Annotated in this window: 18 protein-coding genes; 5 read left to right on the top strand and 13 right to left on the bottom strand. The window is 54.3% G+C overall.

The window, feature by feature from the left end; translation table 11 throughout:
- Positions 1-671: 671 nt before the first annotated feature.
- A complete protein-coding gene (locus tag E5C26_RS15470) occupies positions 672-2,087 on the bottom strand; it encodes a pyridoxal phosphate-dependent decarboxylase family protein (protein ID WP_135317098.1) in 1,416 nt (471 codons plus the stop codon).
- A gap of 100 nt (positions 2,088-2,187) precedes the next feature.
- On the opposite strand from E5C26_RS15470, the gene E5C26_RS15465 reads away from it, so the two are divergent.
- Entirely contained in the window at positions 2,188-3,060 is an 873-nt protein-coding gene (locus tag E5C26_RS15465) for a LysR substrate-binding domain-containing protein (protein ID WP_135317097.1), read from the top strand.
- A 2-nt stretch (positions 3,061-3,062) separates the two neighbouring features.
- On the opposite strand, the gene E5C26_RS15460 is transcribed toward E5C26_RS15465, so the two are convergent.
- Positions 3,063-4,451 (bottom strand): CoA transferase, encoded by a 1,389-nt coding sequence (locus tag E5C26_RS15460; protein ID WP_135317096.1) that lies wholly within the window; start codon positions 4,449-4,451, stop codon positions 3,063-3,065.
- A 63-nt stretch (positions 4,452-4,514) separates the two neighbouring features.
- Positions 4,515-6,698 carry a glycoside hydrolase gene (locus E5C26_RS15455; protein WP_135317095.1) on the bottom strand — a complete coding sequence of 728 codons (2,184 nt, stop codon included), beginning with the start codon at positions 6,696-6,698 and terminating at the stop codon, positions 4,515-4,517.
- Positions 6,699-7,213: 515 nt separating this feature from the next.
- On the opposite strand from E5C26_RS15455, the gene E5C26_RS15450 reads away from it, so the two are divergent.
- Positions 7,214-7,912, top strand: a complete 699-nt coding sequence (locus E5C26_RS15450; protein ID WP_135317094.1) for an MgtC family protein — start codon at positions 7,214-7,216, stop codon at positions 7,910-7,912.
- Positions 7,913-8,110: 198 nt separating this feature from the next.
- Positions 8,111-10,810, top strand: coding sequence for a magnesium-translocating P-type ATPase (gene mgtA / locus E5C26_RS15445; protein ID WP_135317093.1), 2,700 nt, complete (start codon positions 8,111-8,113; stop codon positions 10,808-10,810).
- 27 nt (positions 10,811-10,837) lie between these two features.
- Here the strand turns inward: mgtA and E5C26_RS15440 are convergent, their stop codons facing one another.
- From E5C26_RS15440 to E5C26_RS15405, 8 genes are all read right to left on the bottom strand, one after another.
- Complete coding sequence (locus tag E5C26_RS15440) at positions 10,838-11,611, bottom strand: DUF3307 domain-containing protein (protein WP_135317092.1); 774 nt, start codon at positions 11,609-11,611, stop codon at positions 10,838-10,840.
- 2 nt (positions 11,612-11,613) lie between these two features.
- On the bottom strand, positions 11,614-12,210 hold the full coding sequence (locus E5C26_RS15435) for a hypothetical protein (protein WP_135317091.1): 597 nt from the start codon (positions 12,208-12,210) through the stop codon (positions 11,614-11,616).
- A 218-nt stretch (positions 12,211-12,428) separates the two neighbouring features.
- The gene (locus tag E5C26_RS15430) at positions 12,429-12,608 is read right to left on the bottom strand and encodes a hypothetical protein (RefSeq protein ID WP_012145763.1); all 180 of its coding nucleotides are present in this window, start codon (positions 12,606-12,608) and stop codon (positions 12,429-12,431) included.
- 100 nt (positions 12,609-12,708) lie between these two features.
- A complete protein-coding gene (locus E5C26_RS15425) occupies positions 12,709-13,818 on the bottom strand; it encodes a YbdK family carboxylate-amine ligase (RefSeq protein ID WP_135317090.1) in 1,110 nt (369 codons plus the stop codon).
- An 89-nt stretch (positions 13,819-13,907) separates the two neighbouring features.
- Positions 13,908-14,666, bottom strand: a complete 759-nt coding sequence (pcaD, locus tag E5C26_RS15420) for a 3-oxoadipate enol-lactonase (protein WP_135317089.1) — start codon at positions 14,664-14,666, stop codon at positions 13,908-13,910.
- Positions 14,667-14,680: 14 nt separating this feature from the next.
- Positions 14,681-15,883 carry a 3-oxoadipyl-CoA thiolase gene (pcaF, locus tag E5C26_RS15415; protein ID WP_135317088.1) on the bottom strand — a complete coding sequence of 401 codons (1,203 nt, stop codon included), beginning with the start codon at positions 15,881-15,883 and terminating at the stop codon, positions 14,681-14,683.
- Positions 15,861-16,541 carry a 3-oxoacid CoA-transferase subunit B gene (locus E5C26_RS15410; protein ID WP_135317087.1) on the bottom strand — a complete coding sequence of 227 codons (681 nt, stop codon included), beginning with the start codon at positions 16,539-16,541 and terminating at the stop codon, positions 15,861-15,863. Before E5C26_RS15410 ends, pcaF begins: the two co-directional genes overlap by 23 nt.
- A gap of 11 nt (positions 16,542-16,552) precedes the next feature.
- Positions 16,553-17,239, bottom strand: a complete 687-nt coding sequence (locus E5C26_RS15405) for a 3-oxoacid CoA-transferase subunit A (RefSeq protein ID WP_135317086.1) — start codon at positions 17,237-17,239, stop codon at positions 16,553-16,555.
- 178 nt (positions 17,240-17,417) lie between these two features.
- On the opposite strand from E5C26_RS15405, the gene E5C26_RS15400 reads away from it, so the two are divergent.
- The gene (locus E5C26_RS15400; protein WP_135317085.1) at positions 17,418-18,251 is read left to right on the top strand and encodes an IclR family transcriptional regulator domain-containing protein; all 834 of its coding nucleotides are present in this window, start codon (positions 17,418-17,420) and stop codon (positions 18,249-18,251) included.
- Between the two features lie 15 nt (positions 18,252-18,266).
- Here E5C26_RS15400 and E5C26_RS15395 read toward each other — a convergent pair whose 3' ends face one another.
- Complete coding sequence (locus E5C26_RS15395; protein ID WP_135317084.1) at positions 18,267-18,467, bottom strand: hypothetical protein; 201 nt, start codon at positions 18,465-18,467, stop codon at positions 18,267-18,269.
- A 567-nt stretch (positions 18,468-19,034) separates the two neighbouring features.
- Positions 19,035-20,252: a M24 family metallopeptidase gene (locus E5C26_RS15390; protein WP_135317083.1), complete on the bottom strand. Its 1,218-nt coding sequence runs from the start codon at positions 20,250-20,252 to the stop codon at positions 19,035-19,037.
- 535 nt (positions 20,253-20,787) lie between these two features.
- On the opposite strand from E5C26_RS15390, the gene E5C26_RS15385 reads away from it, so the two are divergent.
- A complete protein-coding gene (locus E5C26_RS15385) occupies positions 20,788-22,014 on the top strand; it encodes an MFS transporter (protein WP_135317082.1) in 1,227 nt (408 codons plus the stop codon).
- The last annotated feature ends 39 nt before the right edge of the window (positions 22,015-22,053 follow it).

Below are 22,053 nucleotides of genomic sequence, written 5' to 3'. Positions count from 1 at the left end.
AGAACAAAAAGAGTCACATCTAGGAATGTTCTATCAATAAATACGGTAGTACTCAACGATATTTTCTTTCTAAACTAATTAACATCATGAACCTATAAGTTTAGCTTAAGTCAGAATAATCTGCTGGTGTAAGGATTGCGGGGCAGTAACGCCAATTTGTGCTTGAGCCGCGTGCTTGCTGGTATTTCTATCGTTCAATCTGTCTATCATGTCACGAAACGAAATTTTAGATTGCTAGGAAAATTCTTAAAAAAAATTCATGTGTTGTTTTTTTAACATTTTTTAGCCTGTTTATTCACCAGTGCGAATGCTGTGTAGTTTTAATGATTTTATTTTCAATAACATTATCATGTGGTTATGTTTTTTTTGTTGATTTTTGATAATGATAACTCTTTCGTTCTTTATCACTTGTGATAATCAATAGTCACACATAGTTAACATCGCCTCGCCTTTTTGTTACGGAAATTGACGTTATAACAAGGGGTTGATGTGATTATTCGTGCTGTTTCTACAAATGTGATAAATGTCAGCGAGTGATTAATTGGTTTTTCTGAACTATTTTCGTTGTACCCAAGGAGTGTCAATATTCGAATGTGCGTAAGAGTTTGCCACTGGCGAAATATTGATCATCAGCGGCAGTCAATAGTGCGGCGCGACCTTAACTTTTTCGATCAGCCTGACTGTTCCTGGCAGTGACACATCGATTCCAGAGCCAGATGAATATCGCTTTCCTCGGTCATCCAATTGACCAATGCCGCACGGATCCCCGGTTGTCCGTGATAAAGGGTTGGGGTACAGCGCACTACGCCGTGCCGATCGAGACGGGCTATAAAGCGATCGCGTGCAGCAGTAGCGTCACCTTCGACATTTTTGAGTGCGAAGCACACCACGTTCAGATTGACTGGCGCCAGCAGGTGGAAACCCGCGCTGGCCATCAGCTCGGTACCCAGCAACTGCGCCAGTCGAACATTGCGCTCAACCATATCTTGCATGCCACTGCGGCCGTAAGCTTTCAGCGCCATCCACAACGGCAGGGCGCGAAAACGCCGTGAGTTTTCCGGCGTCAGATGCAGGTAGTTGTCTGGCCGCAGCGTCGGCGCTTCCAGATAAGCCGAATGGTTCTGGAATACCTCCATTTGTAATGCCAGATGACGGCTGAATTGGATCGCGCTGTCATAGGGCACGTTCAACCATTTATGCGCATCGACGGTAATCGAGTCAGCCTGCTGCCAACCGGCTAACCGTGGCGCATAGTGCGGTGAACAGGCCGCCACACCGCCAAAGGCCGCATCAACATGTAACCAGAACGGGTAGCGTTCGCGCAGCGCCAGCAGCAGCTGCAAGTCGTCGAAGGTCACGGTATTCACCGTTCCGGCACTGGCCAGCACCAGGGTCGGTACACCGACGCTGGCGGCCAGATGCCGTTCCAGCGCGGCCGGGTCGATAGCTTCAGAGTCCGGCAGGCTGTCGATAATTTTCAATGCGTCGCGACCGATGCCGAGCATGCTGAGTGCTTTTACGCTGCTGGAATGCGCATTCGCTGACAAAACCTGTACGGGCCCCAACGCTGCCAACCCCTGTTCCGCGACATTGATGCCGCGCTGCTGCCCCAGCCACTGGCGGCCGATAGCCATGCCGACAAAGTTGGCCATGGTTGCCCCACTAACAAAACTGCCGTTGAATGCCTCTGGCAGACCCAACAAGTCTTTTAGTTGCACAATGGTCGCCCGTTCAATCGCTGCGGCCACGGTATCGTGGCTCAGCTGACTATTTTGGTCGATAGCGCTAACCAGCCAGTCTGCCGCCAATGCGGCAGGGGTCGAGCCGCCGGTCACAAAGCCAAAATAACGCGGCCCGGCGCTGGCAGAAAGACCCTCGGCATATCGCAGCCAAAAATCATTCAGCGCCGCCAGGGCACCGTCACCCTCGTCAGCCAGCAGGTCGTCACCCGGCTGTAGCTGTTGAGCGGCCAGAGGAGGGCAAACAGGGCGCTGTTGCAGGCCCGTCAGGAAGCCTTCGGCCAACTGCCGGGTGCGGTCAAGTATCTGTGGAAATTGCTCAAGGTCCTGCTGTAAACGTGAGTGCATCGCTGACTCCAGATGTAAAGGGCATGAGTGACAGCCTAGAACATTTGCTTTGTGGCGAAAATCGATGAAAAATGGCCTTTTTGGATAGTTTGGCTAACCAATGTTAAATGACTCGATCCCACTGCACATTCTGCCGACCTTTGTGATCGCAGCCCGGTTAGAGAATTTGCGCGCTACCGCCCTGCAAGTCCATCTGACCCATGGTGCCGTCAGCCAGCAGATCCAACAGCTCGAACGGGCCATCGGCTGCCCGCTGTTTGAGCGACTGGGGCGCGGGCTACGCCTGAATACCGCCGGACGTGAGCTGTTGTCCGTTGCCGAACCGGCGCTGCAGGCGTTGCAGCAGGGCGTCGGTCGGGTCAGACGGATTGCGCAAAGTCAGGCTCTGCGTATCAGCGTGCTGCCCTCTTTCGCGCATTATTGGTTAATGCCGCGTCTGCCATCTTTTCATACGGCCTGTGCCGATATCGCGTTGGATATCGATGCCTCGCTGGCGGTACAGGATCTGGTGCGTAAAGGGTTTGATGCGGCCATTCGCCTCGGCAATGGCCAATGGCCCGAGATGCAGACACAGTGGATTGCCTCCGGAGAGGTGGTGCCGGTGGCTACCCCGGCGCTGGCCGACCAGTGGCAGGCCGCATTTGACCGTGGCGTGTCAGGCATACCGTTGCTGGAACATGATGTTACGCCGTGGCGTAGCTGGTTCACTGCGCATCAGCGGACGGAGTTCGGCCGCCCCTTGGCATTATTCAATGATGCGGGATTGTTGATCCGCGCGGCTGAGCAAGGGTTTGGCATCGCGCTGGTGAAAAAGCTGCTGGTGAGTGATGCGCTGGCAGAAGGCCGGTTGACTGCACTGGCGCCGGCACGACATCTTGATCAGATAGACTTTTATCTGGTTTGGCCGCAGACCGCCGGATTGACGCCGGCGGTCGAAGCGTTATTGCACTGGTTGCAGCGGCAATTGGCCTGAGTTTAGCGGCGTAGCCATTGCGGTTGTGAACTGCCAAGGGTTGTCGCGGGCAATGCCCAGATCAGTGCAGTGCCGTTCCACTGTAACGGCGCGATAAGGCGTTGCGCCGCCCCCCAATGGGTCAGCTCGGTTTCCGGATTTTCATCCGCCGCGGTGGCTGCAGCCAGCGGCGTTAACGGATGCTGTTGCGGATAGGGATTCTCAAACAGCAGTTGTGCCGTCCGCGTCAGTGATAGCCGGGCGCTGTAGCCGGTACCCTGTAGCAGGCGTTGACGCATGCCGTGCAGCACCGCCGTCGCCATCAGGTAGCCGGTTGCGTGATCCAGTGCCTGTACCGGCAGCGGGACAGGTATGGCGGCGTTTTTCCATTGCATGCCGGACTCTGCCAGCCCACAGCTCATTTGCACCAGGCTGTCGAAACCGCGCCGTCCTCGCCACGGGCCACGCCAGCCATAGGCGTTGAGGCAAACGTCGATCAATCCCGGCGACAATGTGCGGCATTGTTCTGCACCATAACCCAGCTTTTCCAGCGCCCCGGCGCGATAGCCATGAACCAGAACGTCGGCGTTTTTCAGCAAATGCTCGAAGGTGTGACGATCGTGAGGGTTATTCAGGTTCAGCCGTGCGCAGCGCTTGCCGAGGAGCACTTCATGTTCGACGCCAGGTTCATCCCAACCGTAGGGATCGATGCGTAATACGTCGGCCCCCAGACCGGCAAGAAAACGGGTGGCGACCGGGCCGGCGATAATCCGCGTCAGATCCAGCACCCGCACGCCGTGCAGCGGTCTGGCGGCAGGCAGTGTCCAGCCGGGGGGCGGCGCTTCCGCTTGCTGCCGTTGATGGCAAAGCGGCTCCTGCGCAACGCTCTTGCCCTGAATATGTTGCCGCCACGCTTCGACCGAACGCATTTCAGCCGCGCAGCCTCCGGCCTCTATCACTGCCAACTCCAGTTCGCCTTTTTTCCACATCAGCACCTTTTGCGCCAGTGCGTTTTTATCCTGATGCGGGCCCAGCACTTGTTCTACGGCTTTGCGATGATGGGGCGCATTGGTATGCAGGCGGATCCAACCATCACTGGTGGCGTAATCACCCGCCAGCGCATCCCAGGCGGCAGGCAATGACCAGCCCAGTGGCCGTAAGGTCCAGCCGAACCACAGCGATGCCAGGCGGCGATCGACAAACACCTGCGGTTCACCGCCCTGATTTTGTTGCAGCAGTTGAGCGCAGGCCAGCCCGGCGGCCCCCAGGCTGGCGGTTGCCAGCTCGCTGACCGGGAATCCGCTGTTCAGGCTGCCTTCACCGCCGACCGTCAATGGGATCGCTGGCGTGTCGTCGCTGTGGCCGAAACTTTGTCCGATTTCTGCGAGCAGTGTTTGAGTAAGGGTATCCATCATCAACTCCAGGTTGCCGGTCGGGGGGATTGTGCCTAGCCTAGTTCACCCCGACCGGAGTTGCTATGGTGTGATGTTCAGGATGCGACCGTCCGCCAGTTTGGCGCGCAGGCTATGGGCGGCAATACCGTCGAACGCTTGTTGGCCAAAGTTGGCCGTCAGGGTTGAACCATCGCTGAAGGTGGTTTGCTGCACCCAGCCGGCTTGATCAAGCCATTGGAAGTCGGTCAGTGCCTTATCCCACAGCGCCTGATGCAGCGGACGGAAGGCCGCATCGGCCTGCTTAATGTGCGGCAGACGCGCCTGTAGGGTCGCGCGGCTGAGATGGAACATCGGCGCGGTGTTGTACAACAGGCTCAGCAGGCTGCGGGTGGTTTCGACATCGCTAAACTTCAGGTTGTCGTAATTCCAGTGGTGGCTGCTGATCACCGCATCGTGAAATACCGCCTGATACATCGGCAGGCGATAACGCGGATCAAACTCCACCGTGCGATAAGGCTCTTTTACCCTGGCCGGGCTGAAGAAGAACGCCGGTTGGGCATTGGGCCACCAGGCACCCAGGTAATAAGGCGAGGATTTATCCTGATTCATCTGCTTATCCCCCCAGCCAAATCCCCAGGTTTCCATACCGTGGGCAAACATAATGTGGCGTGCGGTTACCGCGTTGCCATCCTCGGAGCCGAGGGGCAGCTTAAGAGTATTGCTGAACCAGGCCAGCCGTGCATTGCGGGCCTGTGCCATTTGCGCTGCACCGGTCGGGTGAGCAGGTTGATAGTCGTCGGAAACCATCCCGGTACCGTCAACGTCCAAAAACAGGCTGTTTAGTCCGGCCAACTGTACCAGTTCACGCATGCGCTGCTGAGAGTAAGGCAGTACGCAGCCCGGATTCAGGTAGTAGCCCTGCTTGCCGAAACCGGGTTTTTTACTGCCGTCGGCCCGGACTATGGCGCACTTTTCACGTAGCGCCGTCGGCAGTTGGGCGGTTAGCCAACTGTCATTGACTCCTCGTGGGATCGCGGTGTCGTAAGAGTCATAACTGGCAATCAGGTAACCCGATTTTTTGGCACTTTCTACCGCCTGCGGATGCAGGAATTCGGCGGTCCAGTTATCGGTACCCAGCCACAAACGGGGCAGACCGGCCTGGTGCAGCGCCTCAACCAGCGGTTTCGCCAGCCCCTGTCCCCAGCTATCCGCCGGTGCCAGGTAGGCCCCAAGCTGTCGTTGTGCCCATGCCCTGATGCCAACGGCTTGCTGGCGCTGTGCCTGCAGAAAATCCTTGTCATCTGGCGTGGCCTTAAGTGGCGTTAGTGCCACCAACGCTTGATTAAGGGCATCAACCAGGGCTTGTTGTTGCCAGGCTTCCGGCGTTTTCCCCGCCAGTGTCTGCACCGTTTTCCGGCTTTCGGCGTCCATTTTCTGCCACAGCGTCGCGCCGGTTGGCGATGTCAGCCAGGCAAGCAATCCCGGCCAATTCTTCACGTCGGCCGGTGCCAACAGCTTGTCGCCCCACAGATAAATATGAGTGGCACCAATCAGTTTCTCACCCTCCGGCGCGATACGGATTTTATCGCGCAGACTGCTGAACTGCCCGCTTTGCTGTAGATACTCGCGGTAACGGCGAGCACCGGACAGTGGGGAATCCCCCACATGCAGTAACACCTCGAATGTCTGTTGTTGATTAAAACGGTTGAACTGGTGGCTGCTGCGCATGGTGAACCGGTTTTTGGCACTGGCGAAGCTGACCTGATTATTGAATGGGGTAAGCAGTAACCAGCTATACACCTTGCCTTGCTGTTGTTGGCTCCACAGCGGCAGCTTCAGATCCCAGTTGGTGTCCAGCGGCGTCATCTCTTTTAACAGGTAGTGCTGCCAGACGGTATTATCCAATGGAATACGGCTGCCTTCGCCAATCGGTAACAGCAGAGTGGCCGTCTGTGACGGCAGGGTGAACCAATCCAGCGTTTGCGCCCGGCTGCTGCTGAAGCTCAGGCGCAAATCGCGGCCTTCCAGCCTGGCGGTTAGCTGCATGGCACTGTTGGGCCATTGCCAACTTGCCTGGACAGGCGTGCTTTGCAACTCGGCTACGGGTTGACTGGCCTGTGCCTGGTTGACCTGAATCTTGCCTGCGGTGATCTGCAGCGTGGCCGGATCGATTTCATATCGGGTTTCACCCTGTTGCAAGAGCAGGGCCTGGGCGGGGAAGCCGGCAAGCAGGGCGAGGCTGATAGAGAGGCGAAGCATATTCATCGAATAGGGTGTCCTTGGTGATGATTGTCCTGCTGAACTTTCAGTTTATCGGGAATTAACCGGCTGCCCAACGTCAATTATCTATAATCGCGTGATGAGTCAAATATACAAAATCATCGGGTTTAGTTTTTGTTTAATAATTTGGCCTTTACATCATCACCCCGCGTCACTATACTCAGCCAAAATTTCAGTGAGGAAACACAATTGGACAGTTTTAGTTGCGGTGATATAAACAAGGCAAGCTGACCGATCCTCTTCTGATTTGTTGCTTGCCGAAAACGGCGGGCAGCACCCCTCTCCAGTAATTCCGAGCTGTGCAAACCCGAATCTTATTGTTGTCCCTGTTGCCCAATGGCAGCGGGTGAATTGATTTGGACGCTATTATGGCCACTTTCAGCCACAGCCTTTTCCCTCCAGGCATTAACACGCTCAACCGCTGATTTATTATCGGTGCGATTTCGCGTGTGCTAAAAAGCACATGATTTTATCTCCTGCAGTTATTTAAGGGGAAAGTCATGGCTATGACTCCTTTTGTTTTAAATTTATTACTGGCGATGAGCCTGGGTGCGGTTATTGGCGCTGAACGGCAGTGGCGCCAGCGTATGGCCGGCCTGCGCACCAATGCATTGGTGGCAACCGGGGCCGCGGTATTTATTCTCAGCTCCATGTCTACCGATCCTTCCAGCGCCGGACGAGTCGCCGCGCAAATTGTCTCTGGCATCGGCTTTTTGGGGGCAGGGGTGATCATGCGTGAAGGGCTGAACATCCGCGGGCTGAATACCGCCGCCACGCTGTGGTGTTCAGCGGCGATTGGCGTGCTGTGCGGCCTTGGGCAGTATTGGAACGCGGTACTGGCGACGCTGGTGATCCTGTGTGCGAATATCCTGCTGCGTGAAGCGGCACAGCGCATCAACCTGCAACCCCAGCAGCAGGCGACCGATCTGGAAGTGTGCTACCGCATTCAGGTCACCTGCGGCGAGCAGGATGAAATACTGGTTCGTACCCTGATATTGCAGGCCCTCAATGGCGTGGCATTAAGATTACAATCCCTGCGCAGCGCTGATATTTCCATTCCTGGTCAACTTGAAGTTTGTGCGGAAATAACCGCAAATCCCTCGGTGCAAAAAGAAATTGAAGGCATAGTTTGCCGTATCAGTTTGGAAAAGAGTGTAAGTGCCGTGCGCTGGCGCATTGCTTCCGAATTGCCCGTTTAGTTATTGATTAATATTCACTGTATTCAGTGATAAGGAGGCGTCATGGACGGTGACCCCGAAAGCTTGATTATTCAGCGTTTCTGGCGTGGAAATAAACCGCGTTAATTACGTCAATTAAATAAATTCCACTCTGTGTTTATTCACCCATTAATTGGGCGGGGTAACCCTGTGCGCAGAGTAAAATAAGAGAATTGCGTTATGACCTATATTAATGAAAACGTACGCCGTCGTGATAAAAAAGCGACGCCTTACGCCATCGCCCAAGAGGCGAAAAACAGCGTTGATCAGACGCTGGCCAATTTAAAATGTAATCGCAATGGCTTGACCCAGGACGATGCGGTCGAACGCCTGGAGCAGTATGGCGTTAATCAGGTGGCTCATGAGAAGGCGCCCCATGCGCTGGTGCAGTTATTTGCCGCGTTTAACAACCCGTTTATCTATGTGCTGATGGTGCTGGCCGCGATCAGTTTCTTTACCGATTACTGGCTGCCGGCCCGGCGCGGTGAAGAAACCGATCTTACCGGCGTGATCATCATACTGGTGATGGTTTCACTCAGCGGGTTACTGCGTTTTTGGCAGGAGTACCGCACCAACAAGGCGGCGGAGACGCTAAAGTCGATGGTGCGTACTACCGCCACGGTACAGCGTCGCAGCAGTTACAGCGCACAGGCGTTGACGCTGGAAATACCGATCCGCGAACTGGTGCCGGGCGATATTATTAAGCTCTCTGCCGGCGATATGATACCGGCGGACGTGCGTCTGCTGGCTTCACGCGATCTGTTTATCAGCCAGGCGATCCTGACTGGGGAAGCGATCCCGATCGAGAAATACGACGCGATGGGCAACGTCAGTCAAAAATCGAGCGAGGATGAAGTTTCCAGTGAACATGCATTGCTGGAACTGTCGAATATCTGCCTGATGGGCACCAACGTCGCCAGCGGTACCGCCACGGCGGTGGTGGTCGCGACCGGTGGGCGTACCTATTTTGGTTCCCTGGCAAAGTCGATTGTCGGTTCCCGTTCGCAAACCGCGTTTGATCGCGGGGTGAACAGCGTCAGTTGGCTGCTGATCCGCTTTATGCTGGTGATGGTGCCGATTGTCTTGTTGATCAATGGCTTCACCAAAGGCGACTGGAGCGAAGCGGCGCTGTTTGCTTTGGCAGTGGCGGTCGGGCTGACGCCAGAGATGCTGCCGATGATCGTCAGTTCCAATCTGGCGAAGGGCGCCATTGCCATGTCACGGCGCAAAGTGGTGGTCAAACGTTTGAATGCCATCCAGAACTTTGGCGCGATGGACGTACTCTGTACCGATAAAACCGGCACCCTGACCCAGGATCGCATCATCCTCGAACACCATCTGGACGTCAGCGGCGTCAGAGACAATGAAGTGTTACATCTGGCCTGGCTGAACAGCTTCCACCAGAGCGGAATGAAAAACCTGATGGATCAGGCGGTGATCCGCTTTGGACGGGGTAAACCGGGCATTGAAGCACTGGGGCGTTTCAGCAAGGTGGATGAGTTGCCGTTCGATTTTGTGCGTCGCCGTCTGTCGATCGTAGTGGCGGATGAGAACCAGCAACAGCGGCTGATCTGCAAAGGCGCTGTGGAGGAAATGCTGGAAATCGCTACCCACGTACGTGAAGGGCAGCAGATTTTACCGCTGGATCAGACGCGACGTGAGGCACTGCAGGCGCTGGCCGCCCAGTATAACGAGGATGGATTCCGCGTGCTGGTGCTGGCAACCCGAGAACTGGGGGAACAGAAAAATGCCTTGCCGCTAAGTGTGACCGATGAGCGCGATATGGTGATCCAGGGTGTCCTGACCTTCCTCGACCCACCGAAAGAGAGCGCGCAAGAAGCGATTGCGGCACTACAGGAAAACGGTGTGGCGGTGAAAGTGTTAACCGGCGATAACCCGGTGATCACCTGCAAAATTTGCCGCGATGTGGGGTTGGAACCCGGCGAACCGCTTACCGGTCCGCAAATCGCCGAGATGGATGACGTTACGTTGGCGCGCGAAGTGGAGCAGCGCACTGTATTTACCAAATTGACGCCATTGCAAAAGTCGCGGGTGTTGAAAATGTTGCAGGCGAATGGGCATACCGTCGGTTTCCTCGGGGACGGCATTAACGATGCCCCGGCACTGCGCGATGCGGACGTAGGTATTTCGGTGGACACCGGTACGGATATTGCCAAGGAGTCGGCAGACATCATTTTGCTGGAAAAAAACCTGATGGTGCTGGAAGAGGGGGTGATCAAGGGGCGCGAGACCTTCGGCAATATCATCAAGTACCTGAACATGACCGCCAGCTCCAATTTCGGCAACGTGTTCTCCGTGCTGGTGGCCAGCGCATTTATTCCGTTCTTGCCGATGCTGGCGATCCACCTGCTGATCCAGAACCTGATGTACGATATTTCTCAGCTGTCGCTGCCGTGGGACAAGATGGACAAGGAGTTCCTGCGTAAACCGCGCAAGTGGGATGCGAAAAATATTGGCCGCTTTATGCTGTGGATTGGGCCGACTTCATCGATCTTCGACATCACCACCTATGCGTTGATGTGGTTTGTCTTCGCGGCCAACAGCGTGGAGCATCAGGCCCTGTTCCAGTCCGGCTGGTTTATTGAGGGGTTACTGTCGCAAACGTTGGTGGTACATATGTTGCGTACCCAGAAAATTCCGTTTATTCAGAGCACGGCGGCATTGCCGGTTCTGCTGACCACGATTTTGGTGATGGCGTTGGGGATTTATCTGCCGTTCTCACCACTGGGTGCCCTGGTTGGGTTGCAGCCGCTGCCTTGGGAATATTTCCCGTGGCTGGCCGGTACCTTGATCAGCTACTGCGTAGTCGCACAGTTGATGAAGCGTTTCTATATCCGCCGCTTCGGCGAGTGGTTGTAATGTTTGCGGGCGCAGCAGGCTGCGCCCCTACAGCATTTTCTTCACCAGCAGGCCCAGCATAATGGTCAGCGTAAAGGAAAACAGCGTACCGAGCAGCACATACTCGGTACGCATTTTGTCATCACTTTGGCGCAAATCACCAAAACGGAAAATTGACTTGGCCGCCAGCAAAAAACCGATCGCCGGGATCTGCCCTATCAGCACAAAGGTCAGGATCAGCGTTCTTTCCAGATAACCGATTTGTTTGCCTGCGCGTAACAGTGAATCGTTATCCGCTTTGGCTGACGGCGGCATCTGCGGTGTCCAGCGCGCCAGCAATTGGCCCAGCAGAATGCCCATCGGCATATAAATCAATAAATAAGCCAGCAGCACCAACCCGGATTGCCAGCGCGCCGCGGCGTTAGCCAGCACGCTAATCAGGCCGAGGGCATTCGGCACAAGCAACAGCCACAGCAAAACAATCACCGTCAGGTGCAGGCCCTGATCGAGCAGAAAACCGCGTGCCTGGCTGAGGCGGGTTAACAGGGTGACTTTCAGCAGGTCGGTCAGCCAGTGACTGATGGCAATAACCAACAGGGCGAACAGCACTTGAGCAGAAGAGATCCCGCCATGCAACAGAGCAAAACCGGCCACGACCCAGGCGGCCAGCACGCCGTGCAGCAGGGCATGCAGCAGCAGGAAGCGAGAGCCTGCCCGATGACGTATTTTATCTTCAACCCAACTACGCGGTTGCAGTGGGAAGTCGGCAAGCAAGTGGGCTATCAGCAACCAGATCAGCAGGGGCAGGTAGCTTAAATCCATATTCAGGTGATCCTGTTAATCGCGTGAATAAATCGCATTATTTCCTCGTAGGCCGCGCGTTTGAGCGTTGCGGAGACCGTAGAGGCGGCCTTTTGCAGTTTCTCTGCCACTTCCTGATTGGAGGTGGCGAAGATACGCGCCTGGACTATCCGCGCTTCGGTCTGCGAAAGGCGGCTAACCACATGATCTAACATTGGCAACAGATCGCTGACAATGGCATTGGTCTGATCGTTATCATTTTTCAGAGCCAGCCGGCAATTTTTCATCAGGCCATCGAGTGCCTGACCCGAATTCACAAAGGCGCTGCCATAGCCGGCGCTCTGGGCCTGCTTTGTCCCCAGGCCGACAGCGATGCGGGCATCCCAGCGTTGGGCGTCCATGGCTTTGAGCGCGATGCGGATATACACCGCCAGCAGCAAACCAGACTGCGGTTCGGCCACGGCCTGAAAGGCATCGCCACGGAAAATCTCGTACTGCTCAATAAGCTTAGCCTGTTGCAGCTGGCTAAGCAGGGCATTTAAGCCGCTAAGGTAGTGAGTGGTGTCTAACTGCCGGGAATTGACCAGATCGCCGGTGATTACGCTGACTTGGGCTGGCATGTTTTTTCTGCTTTGAAGCGGGGAATTACCGATAAATTTCGCATCTAAATGCGAATATGTCAATAATTCGCTTCTGGATACGAATATTGCAGTTATTCGCCTCTCAGTACGAAAAATGAAGTTCAGTTAGAATGGACATGAATTGTTCAGCCGGGAATACGCGGGCCAGATGGCTCGCCACCGGCGAAGCAGGTGATATAACGGTTATGACCGGGTTTTCAGAAGCTTTGTACCAACACTTCGCGCGGCTGTTCGCTGCCGTGCTTCAACAGATAATCGAACGATTTCTCGCTGCTTTTCAGTTGCTGCAGAAACTCCTGCGGAGACAGATCGTGTTTTTTGCCGCTCATATAAGCCAGCGCCAGTTCTTTTGCCTGATAACGTGAGAAATTGTACATATTGGTTAGCCCTCGAAACGGTGGATTTCAGTGCTAACGATTGTAACCAAAGAGCACGTAATGAACAGACGCTTTGGCGTATGGAATCAATAGCTGAAACTTAACTCACCGCTTGCAGTAGTTCACGGCACTGTCGTTGAATAACCTGTTTTTGCGACAGGCCGCTATTTAACATTTTGCGAATTCTGTCCGAGTCGTTTATTCCCAGCCGGATGTGGCGTTCAATTTTGTTTAGCAAGCTTTGCGTTTCCAGATCGCCGACATCAGTGCGTAACGCTGCCAATGTGCTCAGCATATGATCACTCAAATTGCGGCGCTCCAACGTGGGGACGACGACGTAGTCAGCCGCAAAACCACTGCGGTAGGCATTGATTTTGTTGTAATTGGTCAAGGCGTAATATTCTGGAGAAATTTCAGTAGGGTGCGCCAACAAAAAATCGGCCAGCAGACGGCAGTAACCTACCAACAGCACGGCGTGAGAGATCTGCAGTGGGGTATCACAGATACGTATCTCTACTGTACCCAGTTCCGGCTTGGGCCGGGCATCCCAATAAATATCCTTGATGCTGTCGATCACCCCGGCAGTGCTCAGGCATTCATAATAGACGTTGAATTGCTCCCAGTCGTAGATCTGTTCCAGGCAGCCATAATTGGGAAAGGAGTTCTGTGCGCTGAAACGCGAACTGGCAAACAGCGTGTCTACTCCCTGGTAGAGTGGAGAAGAAGCGCTGAGGGCAATGAAATGAGGGAGGTAGGGGGTTAAAGCGTGGCACAGATACATCGCTTCGTCCCCGTCGTTGACCCCGATATGAATATGCTGACCGAATACACAGGCCAGTTTGGACAGATAGCCAAACCTGCTGCCCAATTGCTGATAACGCTCGGTGTCGGTAATGACCTGCTTTCTCCAGTCATTGCTCAGATGGCGACCACCCCCACAAATATCACAGCCGAATTTTTGCGCACTGTTGCAGACAAGGGCGGTCAGTTCCCGAAGTTCGTCATGTAAATCGTTGATATTGTTGTGAACTGAACTGTTAAGTTCCACCATTGATTTGGTCAATTCATGCTTGATGTGTTTATTATCGTCAAGATCTGTGACCACCAAATCGGCTTTGTCCGCGAGATCGTAGTTCTCCAGATCAACCAATTGAAGTTCTATTTCTGTGCCGATGGAGAGCCTTTGCGAGCGTTTGAATGCTAATGGCATAGTTCATCCCCCAGAGAAACAGCGTTGCGATAATTATAATTCGCCACGGCGGCTTTGCTGTTTCTTGATGCATTGTCTTACTCCAGGGCTTATGTATCCATAAGGAACTCGATAACGCTGCGGTTGAAGAGATCCGGGCAGGCAATATTGGAAATGTGTGAAGCCGGCAAGCGTTGCAGTTCGGCATGGGGGGCGTTGGCAACCAGGAATTCGGCGTCCGCTACCGTAGTCACCGGATCCAGTTCTCCAGCAATCACCTGCATTGGCCGCGTCATGGAAACGACCTCCGCGCGGAGATCCGCCACTGCCAGTGCATCGCAGCAGGTGGCATAACCTTCTGCATTGCCAGCCGCCAGCCCGGCTACCAGTGGGGCAACCCGTTCAGGATGATGCTGTAAAAAAGTTTCGCTAAACCAGCGCGCGGGAGAGGCTGCGGCGATCGGCGCCAGCCCGGAGTGGCGTACCTGTTGGGCACGTTGTTGCCAGCCTTCGGCACTGCCGATGCGGGCGGCGGTATTGGCGACCACCAATCGCCTGATGCGTTGCGGATGGTAGCGGTTGAGCCATAACCCGGTCAGGCCGCCCATCGAAATGCCGCAAAAGTGGGCGCTTGGCACATCCAGATGGTCGAGCAGGGCGATCACATCCTGGCCCAGATCCTCAAGCCGCAGCGGAGGCGTAGGCAACGGCGTGGCACCGTGCCCGCGCTGGTTATAGCGCAATAGGCTAAAATGCTCGCTCAGCGCCGGCAGTTGCGCCTGCCACATGTCGAAGGTGGTACCGAGCGAGTTGGACAGCACCAACAGTGGCGCTCCGGCGCGGCCATCAAGGCGATAGTCGATATCCATGCTGTTTCTCCGTCTCATACTCGTTCGATAATCAGTGCAATACCCTGGCCGACGCCAATACACATAGTGCACAAGCCATAGCGGCCGCGCGTCTTTTGCAATTGCCAGGCGGCATTCATCACCAGTCTGCCACCGGAAGCACCCAGCGGATGACCGAGGGCGATCGCACCGCCATTGGGATTCACCTGCGCGGTGTCGTCGCTCAACCCCAATTCACGTGTCACCGCCAATGCCTGCGCCGCAAAAGCCTCGTTAAGCTCAATCACGTCCATTTGGTCGAGGTTCAGCCCGGCAATTTTCAACACCTTACGCACTGCTTGGGTAGGTGCAAAGCCCATAATCGAAGGCTCAATACCGGTAACGGCGCTGGCGATAATACGGGCCATGGGTTGCAGTCCGTGGCGAGTCATCCCGCTTTCGCTGGCCAGCAGCAATGCGCAGGCACCGTCGTTCAGCCCGGAAGCATTACCGGCGGTAACCGTACCCTGGGGGTTAACCACCGGTTTCAGCTTCGATAGGGCTTCCAGCGTGGTGGCGCGCGGGTGTTCGTCCTGAGTGAACACTAAGGGTTCGCCTTTTTTCTGCGCAACGCTGACTTCAATCAACTGGTTGGCGAAAAAGCCGCTTTCCTGCGCGGCTCCGGTGCGTTGCTGGCTGCGCAGGGCAAAGGCGTCCTGATCCTGGCGGTTAATACCGAACTTGAGGGCGACGTTTTCGGCGGTTTGCGGCATCGACTCCACGCCATACAGCGCCTGCATCTGTGGGTTGATAAACCGCCAGCCCATGGTGGTGTCTTCCAGTTTCATCATTCTGCTGAAGGCGCTTTCCGCCTTGCCCATCACAAAAGGGGCTCGGGACATGCTTTCTACGCCGCCGGCGATCATCAGTTCACTTTCGCCGGTTTTGATCGCACGGGCCGCCATCGCCACGGCGTCCAGACTGGAGCCGCACAGGCGGTTGAGGGTACAACCGGGGATCTGTACCGGCAGCCCGGCCAGCAGCAACGCCATGCGCGCCACGTTACGGTTATCCTCTCCGGCCTGATTGGCACAGCCAAGCAGCACGTCGTCCACTGCCGCCCAGTCAAGTTGTGGGTGGCGTGCCTGCAAGGCTTTTAGCGGCAGGGCGGCCAGATCGTCGGCGCGAACGCTGGCCAGGCTGCCGTTCAATCGGCCAAAAGGCGTGCGGACAGCGTCACACAGGTAGGCGGGGATCATGCGGCGGTTCTCCATGCTGAAGGGCAAAGGTCAGTTCGACCGGGGTAACTGCTTGCAATTGCTGCGGGGTCAGCCCGCCGAATATTTCGCGTACTATCAGGCCCTGAGAAGTGACGTCCATCACCGCCAGATCGCTGTAGATGCGATCAATACAGCCAACGCCGGTCAGGGGATAAGTACAGTGGCGGACAATTTTGCATTCGCCTTTTTTGGTCAGGTGTCCGGTCATCACAAACACCTGACGGGCGCCAATCGCCAGATCCATCGCGCCGCCGACCGCCGGGATCGCCCCCGGTGCGCCGGTACTCCAGTTGGCCAGGTCGCCGCGTTCGGAAACCTGATAAGCACCGAGCACGCAGATATCCAGGTGACCACCGCGCATCATGGCAAAAGAGTCGCCATGGTGGAAAAAACAGCCGCCTTTCAGCAGGGTGACTGGCTGTTTACCGGCGTTGATCAGTTCGGGATCTTCCTGGCCGGCCGCCGGTGCCGGGCCCATGCCGAGAATGCCGTTTTCGCTGTGCAGAAAGATCTCTTTGTCCGCCGGCAGGTAGTTGGCTATCTGGGTGGGGATACCAATGCCCAGGTTGACGTAGGCACCTTCAGGGATATCGCGTGCAATACGTTCGGCCAACTGTTGATGAGTGAGTTTGGTCATGGGGGCGCTCCTTAAGCCGAGGGTTGCGCAGAGTGATCGGGTGTAGTCACCAGGCGTTGCACGAAGATCCCCGGCGTAATGATATTTTCAGGATCCAACTCCCCCAGTGGCACCATGCGGTTGACTTCGGCAATGGTGCAGGCGGCCGCCATGGCCATAATCGGCCCAAAGTTGCGTCCGGTTTTGTTGTACAGCAGGTTACCCCAGCGATCGGCCTTATCGGCTTTGATCAGCGCGAAATCGGCCTTCAGCGGTAGCTCGAACACATAGTGTTTGCCGTCGATCTCGCGCGTTTCTTTACCTTGCGCCAGTTCGGTGCCGTAGCCGGTCGGGGTGTAAAAACCGCCGAGGCCCGAACCTGCAGCCTGAATGCGTGCCGCCAGATTACCCTGCGGGATCAGCTCCAGCTCCAGTTCGCCACGGCGGTACAAATCATCAAATACCCAGGAGTCCGACTGGCGCGGAAATGAACAGACCACCTTGCGCACACAGCCGGCCTTTAGCAGCGCCGCCAAACCGAAATCCCCGTTGCCCGCGTTATTGCTGATAAGCGTTAGCCCGCGTGGCTGATGGCGAGTCAGGGCATCCAGCAGCCCATAGGGCTGACCCGCCGGGCCAAAACCGCCGACCATAATGGTCGCGCCATCGGGGATATCGGCGACGGCGGCATCGATGGACGCCACGTATTTATCGATCATCTGCTCTCCTGTTTCGAAACGGTCATTTCTGCGTGACGCTTATGGGCCTGAATTTACCTTAAGGGATGAAAAAAACAGCGACAAGTGCGAATATCAGCGTATTGTGCGATTATCGAAACATTAATCTTTTGGTTATCAATTCTGTGATACGGATAACTATATTGAGTCGGAGGTCAGGATGAGTGATGTGTCGGAATCTGGTGCTGGAGAACTGCGTCGGTTGCAGGAGATCGGGGAGTTAAGCAACGATCAATATAAGGGCGATCCCAATTTTATGGCGTCGTTAGCCAGAGGGCTGGAGGTGCTACAGGCTTTCCAGCCGCAGTATTCACAAATGTCGGTTTCTGAAATCAGTCAAATTACCGCTATTCCCCGTGCGGCAGTGCGTCGTTGCTTGTACACCCTGCGTGCGCTGGGATTTGTGCACTGTCCTGACGGCCGCCATTACCGGCTGCTGCCACGCGTGCTGACTATCGGGCACGCCTATCTTTCTTCTTCCGAGCTGGCGAAAGCGGCGCAGAACTCGCTGGACTATCTCAGCAAGCTGCTGAATGAATCCTGCTCGGTAGCGACGCTGGACGGTGACAATATCCTGTATATCGCCCGCGCTTCAGTGAAACGTATTATGACTATCGATCTGGGGCGCGGCAGTCGCCTGCCGGCCTACGCGACGTCGATGGGGCTGGTCTTGCTCAGCGCGCTGAACGAAGAACAGTTGGACGATTATCTGTCGCGGGTGAGCTTTGAAGCGCTGACCGAGTTCACCGTGACCAACGCCGATCAACTGCGTGAACAGTTGGCTAAAGTGCGTCGGCAAGGCTACGCCATTAACGATCAACAGTTGGAAATTGGCCTGCGCTCTATCGCGGTACCGATGCATTCCCGCAAGGGCGGTGTGGTGGCGGCGATGAACGTGGGGGTCAATGCTTCGCAAATTTCGGCGGCGGAGTTACGTGAGCGAGTGCTGCCACAGCTGCAACGCACGGCAATGGAACTGGCGCTGCTGCTGTAACCGCTTGGGGGTAACTTATTTTTTCTCAAAAAAATCAAAGATTTTTAATGAAAAGGTGACAAAAGCGTAAAAGGTGGCGAGAGTAATGACAAATGTGGAGGCCCCCAAGGGAGCGGAGAAACCTAAAGCAGAAGTCTCGCCCCTGATACCGCTAAGAAAAGGGGCCGTGGCAATGATTGCCAGGAAGACAATTGCGGGTCTAATTATTTTCCTCATTTATTTCACTCCATTAATTTATTCAGCATAAAAATAAACCGCCCACGCATATTCTCATATGTTGGGCGGTTTCATCTATTCTTTTTTGAAAACTACACAGATGACTTTATATATAGAAACAATAATGGAAAGTGAAAAGAACACGGCAACGATGAGTTTTGAGATTTTTTCTGGCGCAGAGTAAAGATAATCAACGCCGATGCCTGCACCCGCTAATAAAACAGAGGATAAAACCATCCCAATTAAAACTGATATTGTCCAGTATGTTCTTTTCATGAGGCTTGTGTTAATTGTTTAAGTAAAAATTCTGGTCTGGCAGAGCTATATCAATTGTTTTCATCATCAACTCCATTTGAAGGTATAATTTATTGTTATATTCATCTTTGAAAGGGACGATTAGTTTTTAACTCACAACTATTTTTATATCAAGAGTTATTTCACACAAGTAGCGAGAAATTTAAAATTAATTACTGGTTGCACTAAGCTATATAACTAAATGGTTTTATTAAACATGTTCGGTATTAATATTATATTTTAATCTGGGCGGCACTGCCGCCCAGGGGATGATCAGCTGACTAAATCAAATGGGTTATCAATGGATTTGGCCGGTGGGGTAAACCAGCGTGCGCCTTCGCTTGTGACGTAAAAATGATCTTCAAGGCGGATACCAAACTCACCCGGCAGGCACAGCATGGGTTCGATGCTGGCGCACATGCCCACATCGAGCGGTTGCTGCTGTTTGCGGATCAGATACGGGGCTTCATGAATATCCAGCCCGATACCGTGCCCGGTGCGATGCGGCAGGCCCGGCAATTGGTAGTCCGGCCCAAAACCATAGGAGACCAGCACATCGCGTGCTGCGTCATCCACTTTATGGCAGGGCACGCCCGGTGCGATAACGGCAAAAGCGGCGGCCTGCGCCTCATGCTCCGCCTGCCAGGCGAAACGTTGCCGTTCGTTGGCTTCACCGTACACATAGGTACGGGTGATATCGGACAGGTAGCCCTTATAGCGGCAGCCGGTATCGAGCAGCACAATATCGTTGTTTTGCAGCGGGTTAGGTTGTTTCACGCCATGTGGAAAAGCGCTATCGGATCCGAACAGTGCAATACAGAAGTATGAACCGCTGGTGCCCATTTTACGGTGGGCTTTATCGACGAAGTCGATCAGTTCGCTGGCGGTGATGCCTGGGCGCAATATGCTGGCCGCAGCCTGCTGCACCCGTAGCGTAATATTATTGGCGGTTTGCATCAGCGCGATTTCCGTCGCCGATTTACGGCTGCGGCAATGGCCGGTGATCGGCTGGGCACTGATCAGCCTGATATCGCCGGCATATTGTTGCAGGCCGAGGAACAGGGTGACCGAAGCCGTTTCGCAAATCGCCACCTGGCGTGGGCCTGTCAGCCCGCGAGAGGCCAGTAGGGTGAAGAACAACCGGTAGGGATCTTCTTCCTCATGCCAGCTAAAGATTTCTGCTTCAATCACCTGGGCGTCTTGGAAGGTGCCAATCTCAAACCAGGGGGCAATATAAGCGATTTCGCCTTCGGCCGGGATCACCGCGCCGACCATACGTTCGCTAGCCGACCATTGAGTGCCGGTAAAATAGCGCAGATTACTGCCGGCGTTGACATAACAGGCGTCGATACCGTTTTCGCGCATCAGGCGCTGTGCATGCTGAATGCGTTGCCGATACTCATCGGCGACGATTTCAGGCGGATTCTCCGTTAACGGTTGCAACTGTTCCAGGGCCTGTTGCGCCGTACAACCGCCAATGCCTGTAGCCATGCTTTTCTCCTCGTGTAGTGTCAAATGTCAGAGCCGATGCTCCTGCGCACTAAACCTTCATCATAAGTAAACCACAGCAACAAAACTTGGCTTTATTAGATAAGAAAGTTGTCGATTACAGCACAGTTTCTTGCTCTGGCACTCGGATGCACCAGAGCGCCAACAAATTTTTCTTAAAATGGTGAGTTTAACGAAATAAAAATTATATTCGGTCATTATTTTATCGCTAACTGGTTATATTATCTAGATAATGCAATAACGCATCAATGTGATGCAAAAATGCTCTTGCTAATACTCATTAGCGTTGCTAATTCTTAATGCCCATCACATTAAATAAATTTATAAACCTTGGGGTGCATATTTAGTATGGGGAAAATTAATCTTGGGGCGTGTTTTCACTCCCTCGGATCATTGTGTGTGAATAATTAAATTATTATCTCTATTGTGCGCATTTAATCTAATCGATGGGTGGATATATTCTAACGAATATATTTAATTGCCTGGGTATAAGCGATATTTTTAACGAGAGTCCTTTATGGAAACAAATGCGGTTGAGTCTAAATTCAGTTTTGGTTCCTATACCCGATTACTGTCCGGCCCCGGACATGCTGCGCTTTCGTTGTTTGGTTTATTGCTGCGCTTTCCGGTAGCAATGCGATCTATCAGCTGCATTATGCTGCTTTCTGCCACGACCAATTCGTTATGGATCGCAGGTACCGTCGCCGGAACCTTAATGATTACCCAGGCTTTGGCCAGCCCGATATTGGGGGGCTTTGCTGACCGATTCAGCCAGCGAAAAGTGCTTATTGCCACCAGTTGCTTTCACATTATCGCTATAGCCTTACTGATTGGTCTGGTGTTTCTTAATGCCCATTTATGGCTGATTATGGCCGCGGCTATTGGTATTGGTTGTTCATCCGTACCGGTAGATGGCTTTATTCGTACCCGTTGGGCGGCGATGGTCACCGATGAGGCTCTGCGAACCGCCTATGCATTAGAAACCGTCCTCGACGAGATTATTTTCTTGTTGGGCCCATTGGTCGCCATTGTGTTAGCCACGGTATTGCACCCCGCTGCGGGGTTGGTTTTATGTGCCATCTTCACCTTCAGTGGCTCGATGGCACTGGTGCTGCATCGGCGTTCAGAGCCGGTTATTGTGCAGAAGGTCGACGAAAAAAACCGCCGGGCTATTAGCATGGTCTGGGTGCGCAGCCTGATGGTCTCCTATGCAGCGGTGGGGATCTTCCTTGGCTCGATTGATGTAATGATGATCGCCTTTGCCAAAGAGGTGGGCAATCCCACTCTTGCCGGGGTGCTGCTGTCGATTTGTGCCGGGGGCAGCCTGGTTGGGGGGCTCTGCTATGGCGCCATGAACTGGTCTATCCCGCAGCCACGGCTGCTGTTGCTCACTTCCGCCACGCTTTTCGCAGGCACTGTTCCGCTGGTTTTCACCAGTTCCCCGATCGTTATGGGGTTGTCTGCTTTCATCGCCGGTTTATCGGTGGCGCCGTTATTAATCACCTGCAGTAACCTGCTGGAATCGTTAACGCCGAAAGGCTGTTTATCCGAAGGGTTTTCCTGGCTTTCAAGCGCCGGGTGGCTGGGTTTCTCCTTCGGCGTTTCGGTTGGCGGGCAACTTTCAGATCAAACAGGGGCTGCCCAGGTCGCCTGGATCGCTCTGGCCGCCGGCATGCTCGCCTTATTAGCCAGTCTGTTCAGCCAATCGCTCCTCAGTAAGAAATCAATGCCAAGCCCCATTTAAGCGGGTTCTTTCACTCTTATTATCGAGACAGGAAAACGG

The sequence above is a fragment of the Serratia proteamaculans genome (genome assembly GCF_004684015.1).
GTDB classification, from domain to species: Bacteria; Pseudomonadota; Gammaproteobacteria; order Enterobacterales; family Enterobacteriaceae; genus Serratia; species Serratia proteamaculans_F.
This window is presented reverse-complemented; position numbering and strand designations above follow the sequence as displayed.

Excerpts from the sequence above, each read along its gene's own strand:
- E5C26_RS15470 (WP_135317098.1), bottom strand. The coding sequence starts at position 2,087 with ATGCACTCACGTTTACAGCAGGACCTTGAGCAATTTCCACAGATACTT.
- E5C26_RS15465 (WP_135317097.1), top strand. The coding sequence starts at position 2,188 with ATGTTAAATGACTCGATCCCACTGCACATTCTGCCGACCTTTGTGATC.
- E5C26_RS15460 (WP_135317096.1), bottom strand. The coding sequence starts at position 4,451 with ATGGATACCCTTACTCAAACACTGCTCGCAGAAATCGGACAAAGTTTC.
- E5C26_RS15455 (WP_135317095.1), bottom strand. The coding sequence starts at position 6,698 with ATGAATATGCTTCGCCTCTCTATCAGCCTCGCCCTGCTTGCCGGCTTC.
- E5C26_RS15450 (WP_135317094.1), top strand. The coding sequence starts at position 7,214 with ATGGCTATGACTCCTTTTGTTTTAAATTTATTACTGGCGATGAGCCTG.
- mgtA (WP_135317093.1), top strand. The coding sequence starts at position 8,111 with ATGACCTATATTAATGAAAACGTACGCCGTCGTGATAAAAAAGCGACG.
- E5C26_RS15440 (WP_135317092.1), bottom strand. The coding sequence starts at position 11,611 with ATGGATTTAAGCTACCTGCCCCTGCTGATCTGGTTGCTGATAGCCCAC.
- E5C26_RS15435 (WP_135317091.1), bottom strand. The coding sequence starts at position 12,210 with ATGCCAGCCCAAGTCAGCGTAATCACCGGCGATCTGGTCAATTCCCGG.
- E5C26_RS15430 (WP_012145763.1), bottom strand. The coding sequence starts at position 12,608 with ATGTACAATTTCTCACGTTATCAGGCAAAAGAACTGGCGCTGGCTTAT.
- E5C26_RS15425 (WP_135317090.1), bottom strand. The coding sequence starts at position 13,818 with ATGCCATTAGCATTCAAACGCTCGCAAAGGCTCTCCATCGGCACAGAA.
- pcaD (WP_135317089.1), bottom strand. The coding sequence starts at position 14,666 with ATGGATATCGACTATCGCCTTGATGGCCGCGCCGGAGCGCCACTGTTG.
- pcaF (WP_135317088.1), bottom strand. The coding sequence starts at position 15,883 with ATGATCCCCGCCTACCTGTGTGACGCTGTCCGCACGCCTTTTGGCCGA.
- E5C26_RS15410 (WP_135317087.1), bottom strand. The coding sequence starts at position 16,541 with ATGACCAAACTCACTCATCAACAGTTGGCCGAACGTATTGCACGCGAT.
- E5C26_RS15405 (WP_135317086.1), bottom strand. The coding sequence starts at position 17,239 with ATGATCGATAAATACGTGGCGTCCATCGATGCCGCCGTCGCCGATATC.
- E5C26_RS15400 (WP_135317085.1), top strand. The coding sequence starts at position 17,418 with ATGAGTGATGTGTCGGAATCTGGTGCTGGAGAACTGCGTCGGTTGCAG.
- E5C26_RS15395 (WP_135317084.1), bottom strand. The coding sequence starts at position 18,467 with ATGAGGAAAATAATTAGACCCGCAATTGTCTTCCTGGCAATCATTGCC.
- E5C26_RS15390 (WP_135317083.1), bottom strand. The coding sequence starts at position 20,252 with ATGGCTACAGGCATTGGCGGTTGTACGGCGCAACAGGCCCTGGAACAG.
- E5C26_RS15385 (WP_135317082.1), top strand. The coding sequence starts at position 20,788 with ATGGAAACAAATGCGGTTGAGTCTAAATTCAGTTTTGGTTCCTATACC.